The sequence below is a fragment of the Streptomyces sp. WMMC940 genome (assembly GCF_027460265.1).
Taxonomy (GTDB): domain Bacteria; phylum Actinomycetota; class Actinomycetes; order Streptomycetales; family Streptomycetaceae; genus Streptomyces.
Genome location: NZ_JAPZBC010000001.1, coordinates 3,021,087 through 3,036,135 on the forward strand (window position 1 = coordinate 3,021,087; position 15,049 = coordinate 3,036,135).

10 protein-coding genes and 1 tRNA gene are annotated in these 15,049 nt (G+C 67.3%); 1 reads left to right on the forward strand and 10 read right to left on the reverse strand.

The window, feature by feature from the left end:
• Positions 1 to 247: 247 nt before the first annotated feature.
• The 10 genes from O7595_RS13235 to O7595_RS13280 form a co-directional block, all read right to left on the reverse strand.
• Positions 248 to 4,162, reverse strand: coding sequence for a DNA-directed RNA polymerase subunit beta' (locus O7595_RS13235; RefSeq protein WP_269728898.1), 3,915 nt, complete (start codon positions 4,160 to 4,162; stop codon positions 248 to 250).
• A gap of 93 nt (positions 4,163 to 4,255) precedes the next feature.
• Entirely contained in the window at positions 4,256 to 7,741 is a 3,486-nt protein-coding gene (gene rpoB, locus O7595_RS13240; protein WP_093656427.1) for a DNA-directed RNA polymerase subunit beta, read from the reverse strand.
• Between the two features lie 542 nt (positions 7,742 to 8,283).
• The gene (rplL, locus tag O7595_RS13245; protein WP_269728899.1) at positions 8,284 to 8,670 is read right to left on the reverse strand and encodes a 50S ribosomal protein L7/L12; all 387 of its coding nucleotides are present in this window, start codon (positions 8,668 to 8,670) and stop codon (positions 8,284 to 8,286) included.
• Positions 8,671 to 8,782: 112 nt separating this feature from the next.
• Entirely contained in the window at positions 8,783 to 9,313 is a 531-nt protein-coding gene (rplJ, locus tag O7595_RS13250) for a 50S ribosomal protein L10 (RefSeq protein ID WP_269728900.1), read from the reverse strand.
• Between the two features lie 363 nt (positions 9,314 to 9,676).
• Entirely contained in the window at positions 9,677 to 10,621 is a 945-nt protein-coding gene (locus O7595_RS13255) for a hypothetical protein (protein ID WP_443071833.1), read from the reverse strand.
• A gap of 156 nt (positions 10,622 to 10,777) precedes the next feature.
• The gene (gene rplA, locus O7595_RS13260; RefSeq protein WP_138053681.1) at positions 10,778 to 11,500 is read right to left on the reverse strand and encodes a 50S ribosomal protein L1; all 723 of its coding nucleotides are present in this window, start codon (positions 11,498 to 11,500) and stop codon (positions 10,778 to 10,780) included.
• 82 nt (positions 11,501 to 11,582) lie between these two features.
• Positions 11,583 to 12,017, reverse strand: coding sequence for a 50S ribosomal protein L11 (rplK, locus tag O7595_RS13265; RefSeq protein WP_006347265.1), 435 nt, complete (start codon positions 12,015 to 12,017; stop codon positions 11,583 to 11,585).
• 174 nt (positions 12,018 to 12,191) lie between these two features.
• A complete protein-coding gene (nusG, locus tag O7595_RS13270) occupies positions 12,192 to 13,076 on the reverse strand; it encodes a transcription termination/antitermination protein NusG (RefSeq protein WP_269728902.1) in 885 nt (294 codons plus the stop codon).
• Positions 13,077 to 13,150: 74 nt separating this feature from the next.
• The gene (gene secE, locus O7595_RS13275) at positions 13,151 to 13,438 is read right to left on the reverse strand and encodes a preprotein translocase subunit SecE (protein ID WP_269728903.1); all 288 of its coding nucleotides are present in this window, start codon (positions 13,436 to 13,438) and stop codon (positions 13,151 to 13,153) included.
• A gap of 106 nt (positions 13,439 to 13,544) precedes the next feature.
• Positions 13,545 to 13,617 (reverse strand) — tRNA-Trp (locus O7595_RS13280).
• A gap of 204 nt (positions 13,618 to 13,821) precedes the next feature.
• On the opposite strand from O7595_RS13280, the gene O7595_RS13285 reads away from it, so the two are divergent.
• A complete protein-coding gene (locus tag O7595_RS13285; protein WP_269728904.1) occupies positions 13,822 to 15,048 on the forward strand; it encodes a pyridoxal phosphate-dependent aminotransferase in 1,227 nt (408 codons plus the stop codon).
• Position 15,049 lies beyond the last annotated feature (1 nt).

Below are 15,049 nucleotides of genomic sequence, written 5' to 3' on the forward strand. Positions count from 1 at the left end.
TGCCGGCGCCTCCGGGCGGCTGCCCGGCGCGGCGGCAACAGGACGGTCGGCCGTGCCCGGCCCGTCGACAGCTCGGGGCGAACCTCTGCGACGGCGGCGAAGTCGTCGTCCATGGGGAATCACGGTCAGGCGGTGGCGCTCGGCGGTGAGCGCGATCAGGATGCCGCCACAGCGAACTCACCGCGCCACCGAACGCCGAAGGGCGGCCACCCCGGAGGGAGACCGCCCTTGGCGTCAGACGTACGCCTTACTGGTTGTACGGACCGTAGTCGTAGTCCTCCAGCGGAACGGCCTGGCCGGAGCCGGTGCCGAACGGCGAGTAGTCGATGTCGTCGTAGCCGACGGCCGAGTACATCGCGGCCTTGGCCTCCTCGGTCGGCTCGACCCGGATGTTGCGGTAGCGGGCGAGGCCCGTACCGGCCGGGATGAGCTTACCGATGATGACGTTCTCCTTGAGGCCGATCAGGGAGTCCGACTTGGCGTTGATCGCCGCGTCGGTCAGGACCCTGGTCGTCTCCTGGAAGGACGCCGCCGACAGCCACGACTCGGTCGCCAGCGAGGCCTTGGTGATGCCCATCAGCTGCGGACGGCCGGAGGCCGGGTGGCCGCCTTCCTGGACCACGCGACGGTTCTCGTGCTCGAACTTCGAGCGCTCGACCAGCTCGCCCGGCAGCAGCTCGGCGTCACCGGACTCGATGATCGTCACACGGCGCAGCATCTGCCGGATGATGATCTCGATGTGCTTGTCGTGGATCGACACACCCTGCGAGTTGTAGACCTTCTGCACCTCGCCGACCAGGTGGACCTGGACGGCGCGCTGGCCGAGGATCCGCAGCACGTCGTGCGGGTTGGTGGCACCGAAGGTGAGCTTCTGGCCCACCTCGACGTGGTCGCCGTCCCGCACCAGGAGCTTGGCGCGCTTCGAGATCGGGTAGGCCGCCTCGTCGCTGCCGTCGTCCGGGGTGATGACGATCTTCTTGGTCTTCTCGGTCTCCTCGACCCGGACGATGCCGGCGACCTCGGAGATCGGGGCGACACCCTTCGGGGTACGGGCCTCGAAGAGCTCGACGACACGCGGCAGACCCTGCGTGATGTCGTCACCGGCCACACCACCGGTGTGGAAGGTACGCATCGTCAGCTGGGTACCGGGCTCACCGATGGACTGGGCGGCGATGATGCCGACCGCCTCACCGATGTCGACCAGCTTGCCGGTGGCGAGCGAACGGCCGTAGCAGTAGGCGCACGTACCGACCGCGGACTCACAGGTCAGGACCGAGCGGGTCTTGACCTCCTCGACACCCGCGCCCACGAGCGCGTCGATCAGCACGTCACCGAGGTCGACGTTGGCCGGCGCGATGACCTTGCCGTCCACGACGACGTCCTCGGCGAGCATCCGCGCGTACACCGACGTCTCGACGTCGTCCGCCTTGCGCAGGACGCCGTCGGCGCCCCGGTCGGCGATCCGCAGCTTCAGACCGCGGTCGGTGCCGCAGTCCTCCTCGCGGATGATGACGTCCTGGGAGACGTCGACCAGACGACGGGTCAGGTAACCCGAGTCGGCCGTACGCAGGGCGGTGTCGGCGAGACCCTTACGGGCACCGTGCGTGGAGATGAAGTACTCCAGCACGGAGAGACCCTCGCGGAAGGACGCCTTGATCGGACGCGGAATCGTCTCGTTCTTGGCGTTCGACACCAGACCACGCATACCCGCGATCTGACGCATCTGCATCATGTTTCCGCGAGCACCCGAGTTGACCATCATGAAGATGGGGTTGGTCTTCGGGAAGTTCTCGTTCATCGCCTCGGCGACCTCGTTGGTCGCCTTGGTCCAGATCGCGATGAGCTCCTGCGTGCGCTCGTCCTTGGTGATCAGACCGCGCTCGTACTGCTTCTGGACCTTCTCGTCCTGCGCCTCGTAGCCCGCGACGATCTCCTTCTTCGCCTCGGGAACGACGACGTCGGAGATGGCCACGGTGACACCGGAACGGGTCGCCCAGTAGAAGCCGGCCGCCTTCAGGTTGTCGAGCGTCGCCGCCACGATGACCTTCGGGTAGCGCTCGGCGAGGTCGTTGACGATCTCGGAGAGCTGCTTCTTGCCGACCGTGTAGTCCACGAACGGGTAGTCCTCGGGCAGCAGCTCGTTGAAGAGCGCGCGGCCCAGGGTGGTCGTCAGCCGGAAGCTGTCACCCTGCTGCCAGGGACCGGAACCGACGCCGTCGTCCCCGTCCTCGTCCACCGGCGGGGTCCAGCCGCGCGGGGGCACGGTGCCGATGGGGAAGCGGATGTCGATCTTCGCCTGGAGCGAGAGCTCCCGGGCGTCGAACGCCATGATCGCCTCGGCGGTGGAGTTGAACGCACGGCCCTCGCCGCGCACCTCGCGCTCCTGCTCGTCCGTGGTGAGGAAGAACAGGCCCAGCACCATGTCCTGGGTCGGCATGGTGACCGGACGGCCGTCGGCCGGCTTGAGGATGTTGTTCGAGGACAGCATCAGGATGCGGGCCTCGGCCTGCGCCTCCGCGGACAGCGGCAGGTGCACGGCCATCTGGTCGCCGTCGAAGTCCGCGTTGAACGCGGTACAGACGAGCGGGTGGATCTGGATGGCCTTGCCCTCGACCAGCTGCGGCTCGAAGGCCTGGATGCCGAGGCGGTGCAGCGTGGGCGCACGGTTCAGCAGCACCGGGTGCTCGGCGATGACCTCTTCGAGGACGTCGTACACGACGGTGCGGCCGCGCTCGACCATGCGCTTGGCCGACTTGATGTTCTGCGCGTGGTTCAGGTCGACCAGGCGCTTCATCACGAACGGCTTGAAGAGCTCCAGCGCCATGGCCTTGGGCAGACCGCACTGGTGCAGCTTCAGCTGCGGGCCGACGACGATGACGGAACGCGCCGAGTAGTCGACTCGCTTGCCGAGCAGGTTCTGGCGGAACCGGCCCTGCTTGCCCTTCAGCATGTCGCTGAGGGACTTCAGCGGGCGGTTGCCCGGACCGGTGACCGGGCGACCGCGGCGGCCGTTGTCGAACAGCGCGTCGACGGCCTCCTGCAGCATCCGCTTCTCGTTGTTCACGATGATCTCGGGGGCACCGAGGTCGAGCAGACGCTTCAGTCGGTTGTTGCGGTTGATCACACGGCGGTACAGGTCGTTCAGGTCGGAGGTCGCGAAGCGGCCACCGTCCAGCTGCACCATCGGACGCAGGTCCGGCGGGATCACCGGCACGCAGTCCAGCACCATGCCCTTGGGGCTGTTGCTGGTCTGCAGGAAGGCGGAGACGACCTTGAGGCGCTTGAGCGCCCGGGTCTTCTTCTGGCCCTTGCCGGTACGGATGATCTCGCGGAGGCGCTCGGCCTCCTCCTCCAGGTCGAAGGACTCCAGGCGCTTCTGCAGCGCCGCGGCACCCATCGAGCCGTCGAAGTACGTGCCGAAGCGGTCACGCAGCTCGCGGTAGAGCAGCTCGTCGCCCTCGAGGTCCTGGACCTTGAGGTTCTTGAAGCGGGTCCACACCTCGTCGAGACGGTCGATCTCGCGCTGGGCGCGGTCGCGCAGCTGCTTCATCTCACGCTCGGCACCCTCGCGCACCTTGCGGCGCACGTCGGCCTTGGCGCCCTCGGCCTCGAGCTCGGCCAGGTCGGCCTCGAGCTTCTTGGCGCGGGCCTCCAGGTCGGCGTCGCGGCGGTTCTCGACCTGCTGGCGCTCGACGGAGATGTGGGCCTCGAGCGAGGGCAGATCGCGCGTGCGGCGCTCCTCGTCCACGTACGTGATCATGTACGCGGCGAAGTAGATGACCTTCTCCAGGTCCTTCGGGGCGAGGTCGAGCAGGTAGCCCAGCCGCGACGGAACGCCCTTGAAGTACCAGATGTGGGTGACGGGAGCGGCCAGCTCGATGTGGCCCATCCGCTCGCGGCGCACCTTGGCGCGCGTGACCTCGACGCCACAGCGCTCACAGATGATGCCCTTGAAGCGGACGCGCTTGTACTTGCCGCAGTAGCACTCCCAGTCCCGGGTAGGACCGAAGATCTTCTCGCAGAAGAGTCCGTCCTTCTCGGGCTTGAGCGTGCGGTAGTTGATGGTCTCCGGCTTCTTGACCTCGCCGTGGGACCACTGACGGATGTCGTCAGCGGTGGCCAGGCCGATCCGCAGCTCGTCGAAGAAGTTGACGTCGAGCACTATGCGTCAATCCCTCTCAGGGTCGTGTCTCAATCATGGTCTGTACGGGGTCCCGGGGCCCGCCACCCCGGGTGAGGGGTGGCGGGAGGCCCGTCAGACCTCTTCGACGCTGCTCGGCTCGCGCCGGGACAGGTCGATACCGAGCTCCTCCGCGGCGCGGAAGACGTCCTCGTCGGTGTCGCGCATCTCGATGGACATACCGTCCGAGGACAGCACCTCCACGTTGAGGCACAGGGACTGCATCTCCTTGATGAGCACCTTGAAGGACTCGGGGATGCCGGGCTCGGGGATGTTCTCGCCCTTGACGATGGCCTCGTAGACCTTCACGCGGCCGGTGACGTCGTCGGACTTGATGGTCAGCAGCTCCTGGAGGGCGTATGCGGCGCCGTATGCCTCGAGCGCCCACACCTCCATCTCACCGAACCGCTGGCCACCGAACTGAGCCTTACCACCCAGCGGCTGCTGGGTGATCATCGAGTACGGACCGGTCGAGCGCGCGTGCAGCTTGTCGTCGACCAGGTGGTGCAGCTTGAGGATGTACATGTACCCGACCGAGATCGGGTCCGGGAACGGCTCGCCGGAGCGGCCGTCGAACAGGCGCGCCTTGCCGGACGGGAGGACCATGCGGTCGCCGTCGCGGTTCGGGATCGTGTGCTCCAGCAGACCCGCCAGCTCGTCCTCGCGGGCACCGTCGAAGACCGGGGTGGCGACGTTGGTGCGGGGGTCGACCTGGTCGGCACCGATGGCCTGCAGGCGTTGGGCCCACTCGTCGGCGAGACCGGAGACGTCCCAGCCCTGGCTGGCGAGCCAGCCGAGGTGGATCTCCAGGACCTGTCCCGGGTTCATTCGGGACGGGACGCCGAGCGGGTTGAGGATGATGTCGACCGGGGTGCCGTCCTCCAGGAACGGCATGTCCTCGATCGGCAGGATCTTGGAGATGACGCCCTTGTTGCCGTGACGGCCGGCGAGCTTGTCACCGTCGGTGATCTTGCGCTTCTGCGCGACGTACACGCGCACCAGCTGGTTCACACCGGGGGGAAGCTCGTCGCCCTCCTCGCGGTCGAAGACGCGGACGCCGATGACCTTGCCGGTCTCGCCGTGCGGCACCTTCAGCGAGGTGTCACGGACCTCACGGGCCTTCTCGCCGAAGATCGCGCGGAGCAGGCGCTCCTCCGGGGTCAGCTCGGTCTCGCCCTTCGGGGTGACCTTGCCGACCAGGATGTCGCCGGCGACGACCTCGGCACCGATCCGGATGATGCCGCGCTCGTCGAGGTCGGCGAGGACCTCCTCGGAGACGTTCGGGATGTCCCGGGTGATCTCCTCCGGGCCGAGCTTGGTGTCACGGGCGTCGACCTCGTGCTCCTCGATGTGGATCGAGGAGAGGACGTCGTCCTGCACGAGGCGCTGCGACAGGATGATCGCGTCCTCGTAGTTGTGACCCTCCCACGGCATGAACGCCACGAGCAGGTTCTTGCCGAGCGCCATCTCACCGTTCTCGGTGGCAGGGCCGTCGGCGAGGACCTGGCCCTCGATGACCCGGTCGCCCTCGGAGACGACGACCTTCTGGTTGACCGAGGTGCCCTGGTTGGAGCGGGAGAACTTCGCGATGCGGTACGTGGTGTACGTGCCGTCGTCGTTGGTGACGGTGATGTAGTCGGCCGAGACCTCCTGGATCACACCGTCCTTCTCCGCCTTGATGACGTCGCCGGCGTCGGTGGCGCAGCGGTACTCCATGCCGGTGCCGACGAGCGGGGCCTCCGCCTTGATGAGCGGTACGGCCTGGCGCATCATGTTCGCGCCCATGAGGGCGCGGTTGGCGTCGTCGTGCTCGAGGAAGGGGATCATGGCGGTCGCGACCGACACCATCTGGCGCGGCGAGACGTCCATGTAGTCCACGTCCTCGGGCGACACGTAGTCGACCTCGCCGCCGCGGCGGCGGACGAGCACGCGGGCCTCGGAGAAGCGCAGGTCGTCGTTGAGCGCGGCGTTGGCCTGCGCGATGACGAAGCGGTCCTCCTCGTCGGCGGTCAGGTAGTCCACCTCGTCGGTGACCTGGCCGCCCTGGACCTTGCGGTACGGCGTCTCGACGAAGCCGAAGGCGTTGACGCGGCCGTACGAGGCGAGCGAACCGATCAGACCGATGTTCGGGCCTTCGGGGGTCTCGATCGGGCACATGCGTCCGTAGTGGGACGGGTGCACGTCTCGGACCTCGAAGCCCGCCCGCTCACGGGACAGACCGCCGGGGCCCAGCGCCGACAGACGGCGCTTGTGGGTCAGGCCCGACAGCGGGTTGTTCTGGTCCATGAACTGGGACAGCTGGCTGGTGCCGAAGAACTCCTTGATGGAGGCGACGACCGGCCGGATGTTGATCAGGGTCTGCGGCGTGATCGCCTCGACGTCCTGGGTGGTCATGCGCTCGCGCACGACGCGCTCCATGCGGGCGAGACCCGTACGGACCTGGTTCTGGATCAGCTCACCGACGTTGCGCAGACGGCGGTTGCCGAAGTGGTCGATGTCGTCGGTCTCGACGACGATCTGCGTGCCGCTCTCGCCGACCGTCTCGGTCTCACCGGCGTGCAGCTTGACCAGGTACTTGATGGTCGCGATGACGTCGTCGGTGGTGAGCACGCCGGCGTCCAGCGGCTCGTCCGCGCCGAGCTTCTTGTTGACCTTGTAGCGGCCGACCTTGGCGAGGTCGTAGCGCTTCGGGTTGAAGTACAGGTTCTCGAGAAGGGTCTGCGCGGCCTCACGCGTCGGGGGCTCGCCCGGGCGCAGCTTGCGGTAGATGTCGAGCAGCGCGTCGTCCTGGCCCTGGGTGTGGTCCTTCTCCAGGGTGGCGCGCATCGACTCGTACTCGCCGAACTCCTCGAGGATCTGCTCGGTGGTCCAGCCGAGCGCCTTCAGGAGGACGGTGACGGACTGCTTGCGCTTGCGGTCGATGCGGACACCGACCATGTCGCGCTTGTCGATCTCCATCTCCAGCCAGGCACCCCGGGACGGGATGATCTTGGCGGAGAAGATGTCCTTGTCGGACGTCTTGTCGATGGAGGAGTCGAAGTAGACACCCGGCGAGCGGACCAGCTGCGACACCACGACACGCTCGGTGCCGTTGATGACGAAGGTGCCCTTGTTGGTCATGAGCGGGAAGTCGCCCATGAAGACCGTCTGGGACTTGATCTCGCCGGTCTCGTTGTTGGTGAACTCGGCCGTGACGAAGAGCGGGGCGGCGTACGTGAAGTCGCGCTCCTTGCACTCGTCGATCGAGTTCTTGGGAGGCTCGAAGCGGTGGTCGCGGAAGGTCAGCGACATCGACCCGGAGAAGTCCTCGATCGGGGAGATCTCCTCGAAGATCTCCTCCAGACCGGACTTGGTGGGGACGTCCTGTCCGGACTCCAGAGCCGCCTCGACACGAGCCTTCCACGCGGCGTTGCCGAGCAGCCAGTCAAAGCTCTCGGTCTGCAGCGCGAGGAGGTTCGGAACCTCGAGGGGCTCCTTGATCTTTGCAAAGGAGATGCGCAGCGGGGCGGTGCTTGCGCCGTTGTTCGTATTCGCGGTCGAGGCGTTGCGCGAGGCGGCCAAGAGGGGGTCCTTCCGAGGGCTCGGACTCACTACGCGCGTACCGGTCCCAAGCCGGGCACAAAGACAGAAATCCCAGGTCAGGGCTATTCCGGTCAACGATGCTCGTGCGTGGGGATGCCCCTGGTGACGGGCAGGGGGCAGCTAACAGGCAGCGCAAAGGGTCAGTGTAGCCACTTGGCCCACTGATGTCCAGGGCGGGTAAACCGAGACCCTCGTTGTTCTCAACTCCGCGGTATGCCGTGCGCCGGGAGGCGCACACCGATACTGCCCGTTCGGTCGCCGATCCATGCCTCGAACTTGGACCGTTGTGACGACGCGTCCTGAGAATTGCGCGCTGCGTGCGGTTCGTCAAGGCCCCCCAGCCCAATCCTGGCTGCGGGGATCGTCACCTGGCGCACGGCGAAGATCACCCTACTCTCCGCAGCGGCCATCGCAAGGCGCCCGCCCGACGGTGGAGGGAACGCCGAAGGGCGACCACCCGAATGGATGATCGCCCTTCAGCGTGTGCGCGTTACAGCGCGGGAGTCAGAAGACTCGCAAGGTCACTTGACCTCGACGGCCGCACCGGCAGCCTTGAGGGACTCGGCGGCCTTGTCGGCGGCCTCCTTGTTGACCTTCTCGAGGACCGGCTTCGGGGTGCCGTCGACGAGGTCCTTGGCCTCCTTCAGGCCCAGGGAGGTCAGCTCACGCACGACCTTGATGACCTGGATCTTCTTGTCGCCGGCGCCGGTGAGGATGACGTCGAACTCGTCCTTCTCCTCGACGGCCTCGGCGGCAGCGGCACCGGCGCCACCGGCGGCGGCAACGGCGACCGGGGCGGCGGCGGTGACGTCGAACTTCTCCTCGAACGCCTTCACGAACTCGGAGAGCTCGATGAGGGTCATCTCCTCGAACTGCGCGAGCAGGTCTTCCTGAGACAGCTTCGCCATGATGGCGGTCCTTCCACTAAATCGGCTGGTGCCGGGTGTACATGTCGGCGGGCGTACGTTGGGCCCGCTGCGACCCGCGCGCTGGACGGCGCGGATCAATGCGCGAGCCGAATTACTCGGCACCGCCCTGCTCGGCCTGCTTGGCGCGAAGCGCGTCCACGGTGCGGACGAGCTTCGACGGGAGCGCCTGGAAGAGCGCGGCAGCCTGGGACTGCTTGCCCTTCATGGCACCCGCCAGCTTGGCGAGCAGAACCTCGCGGGACTCGAGGTCCGCAAGCTTCTTGATCTCATCGGCGGACAGCGCCTTGCCGTCAAGGACACCGCCCTTGATGATGAGGTTCGGGTTCTCCTTGGCGAAGTCACGAAGACCCTTCGCCGACTCCACCGGGTCACCGGTGATGAAGGCGACCGCCGTCGGACCAGCGAACTGGTCGTCGAGCGAGGTGATCCCGGCCTCGTTGGCCGCAATCTTGGTCAGCGTGTTCTTCACCACGGCGTACTGGGCGTTCTCACCGAGCGAACGACGCAGCTGCTTGAGCTGCGCCACGGTGAGACCGCGGTACTCGGTCAGCACGGCGGCGTTCGAGCTGCGGAACTTGTCCGTCAGCTCGGCGACCGCGGCGGACTTGTCGGGCCTCGCCATGAGCCTCGGCCTCCTTCCGGGTGATTCGGACCGCATGGGCTGAAGGAAGGAGACTGGGCAAAACGAAACGCCCCGGCGCAGGCGCACGGGGCGTGGCTCGACCGGACGGACGTCCGGGAGCTTCATCCACAGTCACCTGCGCGGGTCGTCCGCAGCTAGCGGATCCTTCGGCCGCCGAAACCCTCACGGGCACGGCAACGACCAGCGGTCTTTGGCTTCCCGGGAAGAGTACGCGAACGGATCGGCGTCAAGCAAATCGGGCGTCCGGACCGGCCGGGGCCGGTGGACGGGGCCGGTCGGCAGATCCTGCCGGCCGGCCCCGTCAGGGGGTGTCCGGTCCGCCCGCTCAGCCGAGGCCGGGCCTCAGCCGTCCAGGCCGGGGGCGCCCTCCGCGCCCGAGCCCTCCAGCTCCTTGAGCATCTTGAAGAGGTCGAAGGTGTCCTTCGCCGGCGGCGCCTGGACCGTGGCCGCGGCGCCGTAGTCGGAGTAGTTCGCCGTCATCGTCATCATGCCCTGCGGCATCTCGATGCCGACGACCATCTTGACCGGGTAGTCGTCCTCGTTGACCCAGACCTGGGTGTCGTAGCCCTTGATACCGGCCTTCTTGACGTTGGCGACCAGCTCCTTGCGCTCCTCCGCGGAGAGCACGTCGAGGGACTCGTTGGCGTCGAGCATCTCCTGGAAGGTCAGCGTGCCCTTGTAGTGCTGCGCCTCGACCCCGTCGACCTTCTCCGCGCCGACGTGCTTGATGCTCGGCGAGCCGAGCAGCAGGGCGAGCTGCTGGGCCGGGTCCTGGTTCATGCTCTCCAGGCTGCCGGTCATCTGCTTCTGGAGCGCCTTGTCGCCGCTGGCCTCGGCAGCGGCCCTGAAGTCCATCTTCATCCAGCGCTTGCCGTCCATCTCGGCGGCCTGCTTGGCACCCATCTCCATGTACATGGCCTGGTCCACCATGACCATGCGCACCGCGGAAGGCGCGTCCGGGCCGCCCGCGGTGAGCATCGAGCCCTTCACGGTGACGTCCATCACGCCGGGGTCCCAGCCCTGCACACCGGACATCTCCATCGTGCCGCCGCCCTCCATGCCCGCCGGCATGGCCACGGTCATGCGGATCTTGGCGGACTTGGCGTCCGACGTCTTCTTGTACGCGGCCTGGATCACCTTGGTGATCTCGCCCTGCGACTGGACGGCGGACCGCGGGGAGTCGGCGGCCTTCTTCTTCCCGCCCTCGTCACCGTCCTGACAGCCCGCGACACCCGCGACGACGGCCACGGCCGTCAGGGAGACGCCCACGCGCTTCCACGTCGACATACCCATGAATCCCCACCCCTGCTTTTCAGTTCTGTTGCGTCCGTGAAGTCAACTGAACGGTAACGCACCCCACCGACACCGTCGTAATGAGAAACCGGCCCCCGCGCCTCGGGAAGAGGTGCGGGGGCCGGTCTCACCGTGTGCGAGCCATCAGGCTCAGACCGCGGCCGGGTCCTCCTCGACGAGGAGGTTGCGGGTGCGGTTCGAGTCCAGCGGGATGCCGGGACCCATGGTGGTGGTCAGGGTCGCCTTCTTGATGTAGCGGCCCTTCGCGGCGGACGGCTTCAGACGGAGGATCTCCTCCAGCGCCGCGGCGTAGTTCTCCACCAGCTTGGTCTCGTCGAAGGAGACCTTGCCGATGATGAAGTGCAGGTTCGCGTGCTTGTCGACACGGAACTCGATCTTGCCGCCCTTGATGTCGGTGACGGCCTTGGCGACGTCCATGGTCACGGTGCCGGTCTTGGGGTTCGGCATCAGACCACGGGGACCGAGCACGCGGCCGAGACGGCCGACCTTGCCCATGAGGTCCGGGGTGGCGACGACGGCGTCGAAGTCCAGACGGCCCTTCGAGACCTCGTCGATCAGTTCGTCGGAGCCGACGATGTCGGCGCCCGCGGCCTCCGCGGCCGCAGCACGGTCACCGGTCGCGAAGACCAGGACCCGGGCGGTCTTGCCGGTGCCGTGCGGAAGGTTCACGGTGCCACGGACCATCTGGTCGGCCTTGCGCGGGTCGACGCCCAGGCGGAAGGCGACCTCGACGGTGCCGTCGAACTTGGTGGTGGCGGTGTCCTTCGCAATGCGGACGGCCTCGAGCGGGGCGTAGTTGCGCTCCCGGTCGACCTTGGCGTCCGCGTTGCGGAGAGCCTTGCTGCGCTTCACTTCTTCTCCTGTGGTGTTTCAGGCGTGGAGTTCGTGGTCCGGGCCAGCGCCTGGCCCTGCCACTGAGGTCTCGGGGAGCTGATCAGCCCTCGACCGTGATGCCCATGGAACGGGCGGTGCCGGCGATGATCTTCTCGGCGGCGTCCAGGTCGTTGGCGTTCAGGTCGGGCATCTTGGTGGTGGCGATCTCGCGGACCTGGTCGCGCGTCAGCTTGGCGACCTTGGTCTTGTGCGGCTCGCCGGAGCCCTTGTCCACGCCCGCAGCCTTGAGGATCAGCTTGGCGGCCGGCGGAGTCTTGGTGATGAAGGTGAAGGAACGGTCCTCGTAGACCGTGATCTCCACCGGCACGACCATGCCACGCTGCGACTCGGTCGCGGCGTTGTAGGCCTTGCAGAACTCCATGATGTTGACGCCGTGCTGACCCAGCGCGGGGCCGACCGGCGGAGCCGGGTTGGCGGCGCCGGCCTGGATCTGGAGCTTGATAAGCCCCGTGACCTTCTTCTTCTTGGGAGGCATTGCTCTCTCCGGGTCCAGTTGAGAGTTTGCTGAAACTGCATGACTTCCACCCGATCATCCGGATGGAGGCATACCGCACCACGATAACGGGTACCACTGTGCGGCTGAAAACCGAGCAGGTCAGAACAGCCGCGGGGGCCGCTCTGACCTGGTCGGAAGCTGTGGGGCGATCCGTCAGTTCTTCTGGATCTGGTCGAAGCTGAGCTCGACCGGCGTCTCGCGGCCGAAGATCTCGACGAGGCCCTTGACCTTCTTCGAGTCGGCGTTGATCTCGTTGATCGTGGCCTGCAGGGTGGCGAACGGACCGTCGGTGACGGTGACCGAGTCGCCGACCTCGAAGTCCAGGACCTGGACCTCGACCTTGCGGGCCGGGGCCGGCTTGCCCTCGGCCTCGGCGGCCTCGCGGGCAGCCTTCTCCTCCGCCTCCGGGGCGAGCATCTTCACGATCTCGTCCAGGGTCAGCGGGTACGGGTCGTAGGCGTTGCCGACGAAGCCGGTCACACCCGGGGTGTTGCGGACGACGCCCCAGGACTCGTTCGTCAGGTCCATCCGGACGAGCACATAGCCGGGCAGCTTGTTCTGCCGGACGTTCTTGCGCTCGCCGTTCTTGATCTGGACGATCTCTTCCTCGGGCACCTCGGCCTGGTAGATGAAGTCCTCGACGTTCAGCGAGACGGCGCGCTGCTCCAGGTTGGCCTTCACGCGCTTCTCGTAACCGGCGTAGGTGTGGATCACGTACCACTCGCCGGGCAGCCCGCGCAGCTCCTCGCGGAGCGCGGCGACGGGGTCGGCCGGAGCCTCCGGCTCGGCCTCTTCGAGGGGCTGCTCGCCGGCCACGGCCTCCGCCGCCTCCGCGTCCTCGTCCACCTCGGCCACGGCCTCGGCTTCGTCGTCCACGTGGATCGCGGCCTGCTCCGCGGGCTCACCCGCAGCGGCGTCAGCAGCCTCCGCCTGGTCCGGGTCGACGGAGTCCGCCGCCTCGACGATGTCGAGCGCGTCCTCAGCGGACTCGAGGCTGTCGCTCGGCTCAACGGCGTCGTTCAGGTTCGGGTCAGACACGGTGGCTGCTTCTTCCTGGATACAGATGGGGTGGAACATGCGAAAAAGGCGCCGGTCAGGCGCCCTCCGCGGGATCAGCCGAAGACGTACTTGACGGCTGCCTGGAAGCCATAGTCGATCACGGTCACAAGACCGATCATGATGACCACGAAGATGATCACCACGGTCGTGTACGTCGTCAGCTGGCTGCGCGTGGGCCAGACGACCTTGCGAAGCTCGGCGACGACCTGGCGGTAGAACAGCGCGAGGCGGCCGAGGGGGCCCTTCTTCCCGCGCTTGCCACCCTTTCGGGTCTTCTTGCGGGACTCGGGCGCCTCGTCCTCGGCATCAGGCATGTCGATGGAGCCCACGGCGTCCGTCACGTCTCTCACCTGATTCCGGGTCGTGGCCGTGCCGCGCCCGGTCGAGCCGCACGGCGATGCATTGAAGTACGTACATGCGCACACATCCTGGCGAAGGTGTGTGTAGCAGGGCCGGAGGGACTTGAACCCCCAACCGCTGGTTTTGGAGACCAGTGCTCTACCAATTGAGCTACGACCCTTTGTGGTTCCCCCCAAACCTACCGCATCGGCGGTGGTGGTCCGTGAGGGCCAACGACCAGTGAGTGTACGTGGTCGGAAGCCGTGCGTCGAACAGATAGCTCCGAGGCGGTTCCTGTCCGCGTTCTGTCCGGACCCTGTCAGCCACCGCCCGACCCGCGAAACCCCCCTGCCCGGCCTCTCCGCGTTCTGGGACGATGGACCGTATGAGCGCTGCAACTCCTCCCACCGAGCGCCGGGTCTCCGCCCGTATCGGCGCGATCTCCGAGTCCGCGACCCTCGCCGTCGACGCCAAGGCCAAGGCCCTCAAGGCCGCCGGCCGTCCGGTGATCGGCTTCGGGGCGGGCGAGCCGGACTTCCCGACCCCGGACTACATCGTCGAGGCCGCGATCGAGGCCTGCAAGAACCCGAAGTACCACCGCTACACCCCGGCCGGCGGCCTGCCCGAGCTGAAGAAGGCGATCGCGGAGAAGACCCTCCGCGACTCGGGCTACGAGGTCGACCCCGCGCAGGTGCTGGTGACCAACGGCGGCAAGCAGGCGATCTACGAGGCCTTCGCGGCGATCCTGGACCCGGGCGACGAGGTCATCGTCCCGGCGCCGTACTGGACGACGTACCCGGAGTCGATCCGGCTGGCCGGCGGCGTCCCCGTGGAGGTCGTCGCCGACGAGACCACGGGCTACCGGGTGTCAGTGGAGCAGCTGGAGGCGGCCCGCACGGAGCGGACGAAGGTCGTCCTGTTCGTCTCCCCGTCCAACCCGACCGGCGCGGTCTACAGCGAGGCGGACACCGAGGCGATCGCCCGCTGGGCCCTGGAGCACGGTCTGTGGGTGCTTACGGACGAGATCTACGAGCACCTCGTCTACGGCGACGCGAAGTTCACATCGGTCCCCGCGCTGGTGCCCGAGCTGCGCGACAAGTGCATCGTGGTCAACGGCGTGGCCAAGACGTACGCGATGACGGGCTGGCGGGTGGGCTGGATCGTCGGCCCGAAGGACGTCGTCAAGGCCGCGACCAACCTGCAGTCGCACGCCACCTCCAACGTCTCGAACGTGGCGCAGGTCGCCGCCCTCGCCGCGGTCTCCGGGGACCTGGAAGCGGTCGCGAAGATGCGCGAGGCGTTCGACCGCCGCCGGCAGACCGTCGTGCGGATGCTCAACGAGATCGACGGCGTGGTCTGCCCGGAGCCCGAGGGCGCGTTCTACGCGTACCCGTCGGTGAAGGGCCTGCTGGGCAAGGAGATCCGCGGGCAGCGTCCGCGGACCTCCGTGGAGCTCGCGGCGCTGATCCTGGAGGAGGCCGAGGTCGCGGTCGTTCCCGGTGAGGCGTTCGGCACGCCGGGTTACCTGCGGCTGTCGTACGCGCTCGGCGACGAGGACCTCGTCGAGGGCGTGTCGCGCATGCAGAAGCTGCTGGCGGAGGCCCGGGGCTGAG

What these genes read in the sequence shown, in the direction of transcription:
- rplL (WP_269728899.1), bottom strand. Translation starts at nt 8,670, where the DNA reads ATGGCGAAGCTGTCTCAGGAAGACCTGCTCGCGCAGTTCGAGGAGATG.
- rplJ (WP_269728900.1), bottom strand. Translation starts at nt 9,313, where the DNA reads ATGGCGAGGCCCGACAAGTCCGCCGCGGTCGCCGAGCTGACGGACAAG.
- O7595_RS13255 (WP_443071833.1), bottom strand. Translation starts at nt 10,621, where the DNA reads ATGTCGACGTGGAAGCGCGTGGGCGTCTCCCTGACGGCCGTGGCCGTC.
- rplK (WP_006347265.1), bottom strand. Translation starts at nt 12,017, where the DNA reads ATGCCTCCCAAGAAGAAGAAGGTCACGGGGCTTATCAAGCTCCAGATC.
- O7595_RS13285 (WP_269728904.1), top strand. Translation starts at nt 13,822, where the DNA reads ATGAGCGCTGCAACTCCTCCCACCGAGCGCCGGGTCTCCGCCCGTATC.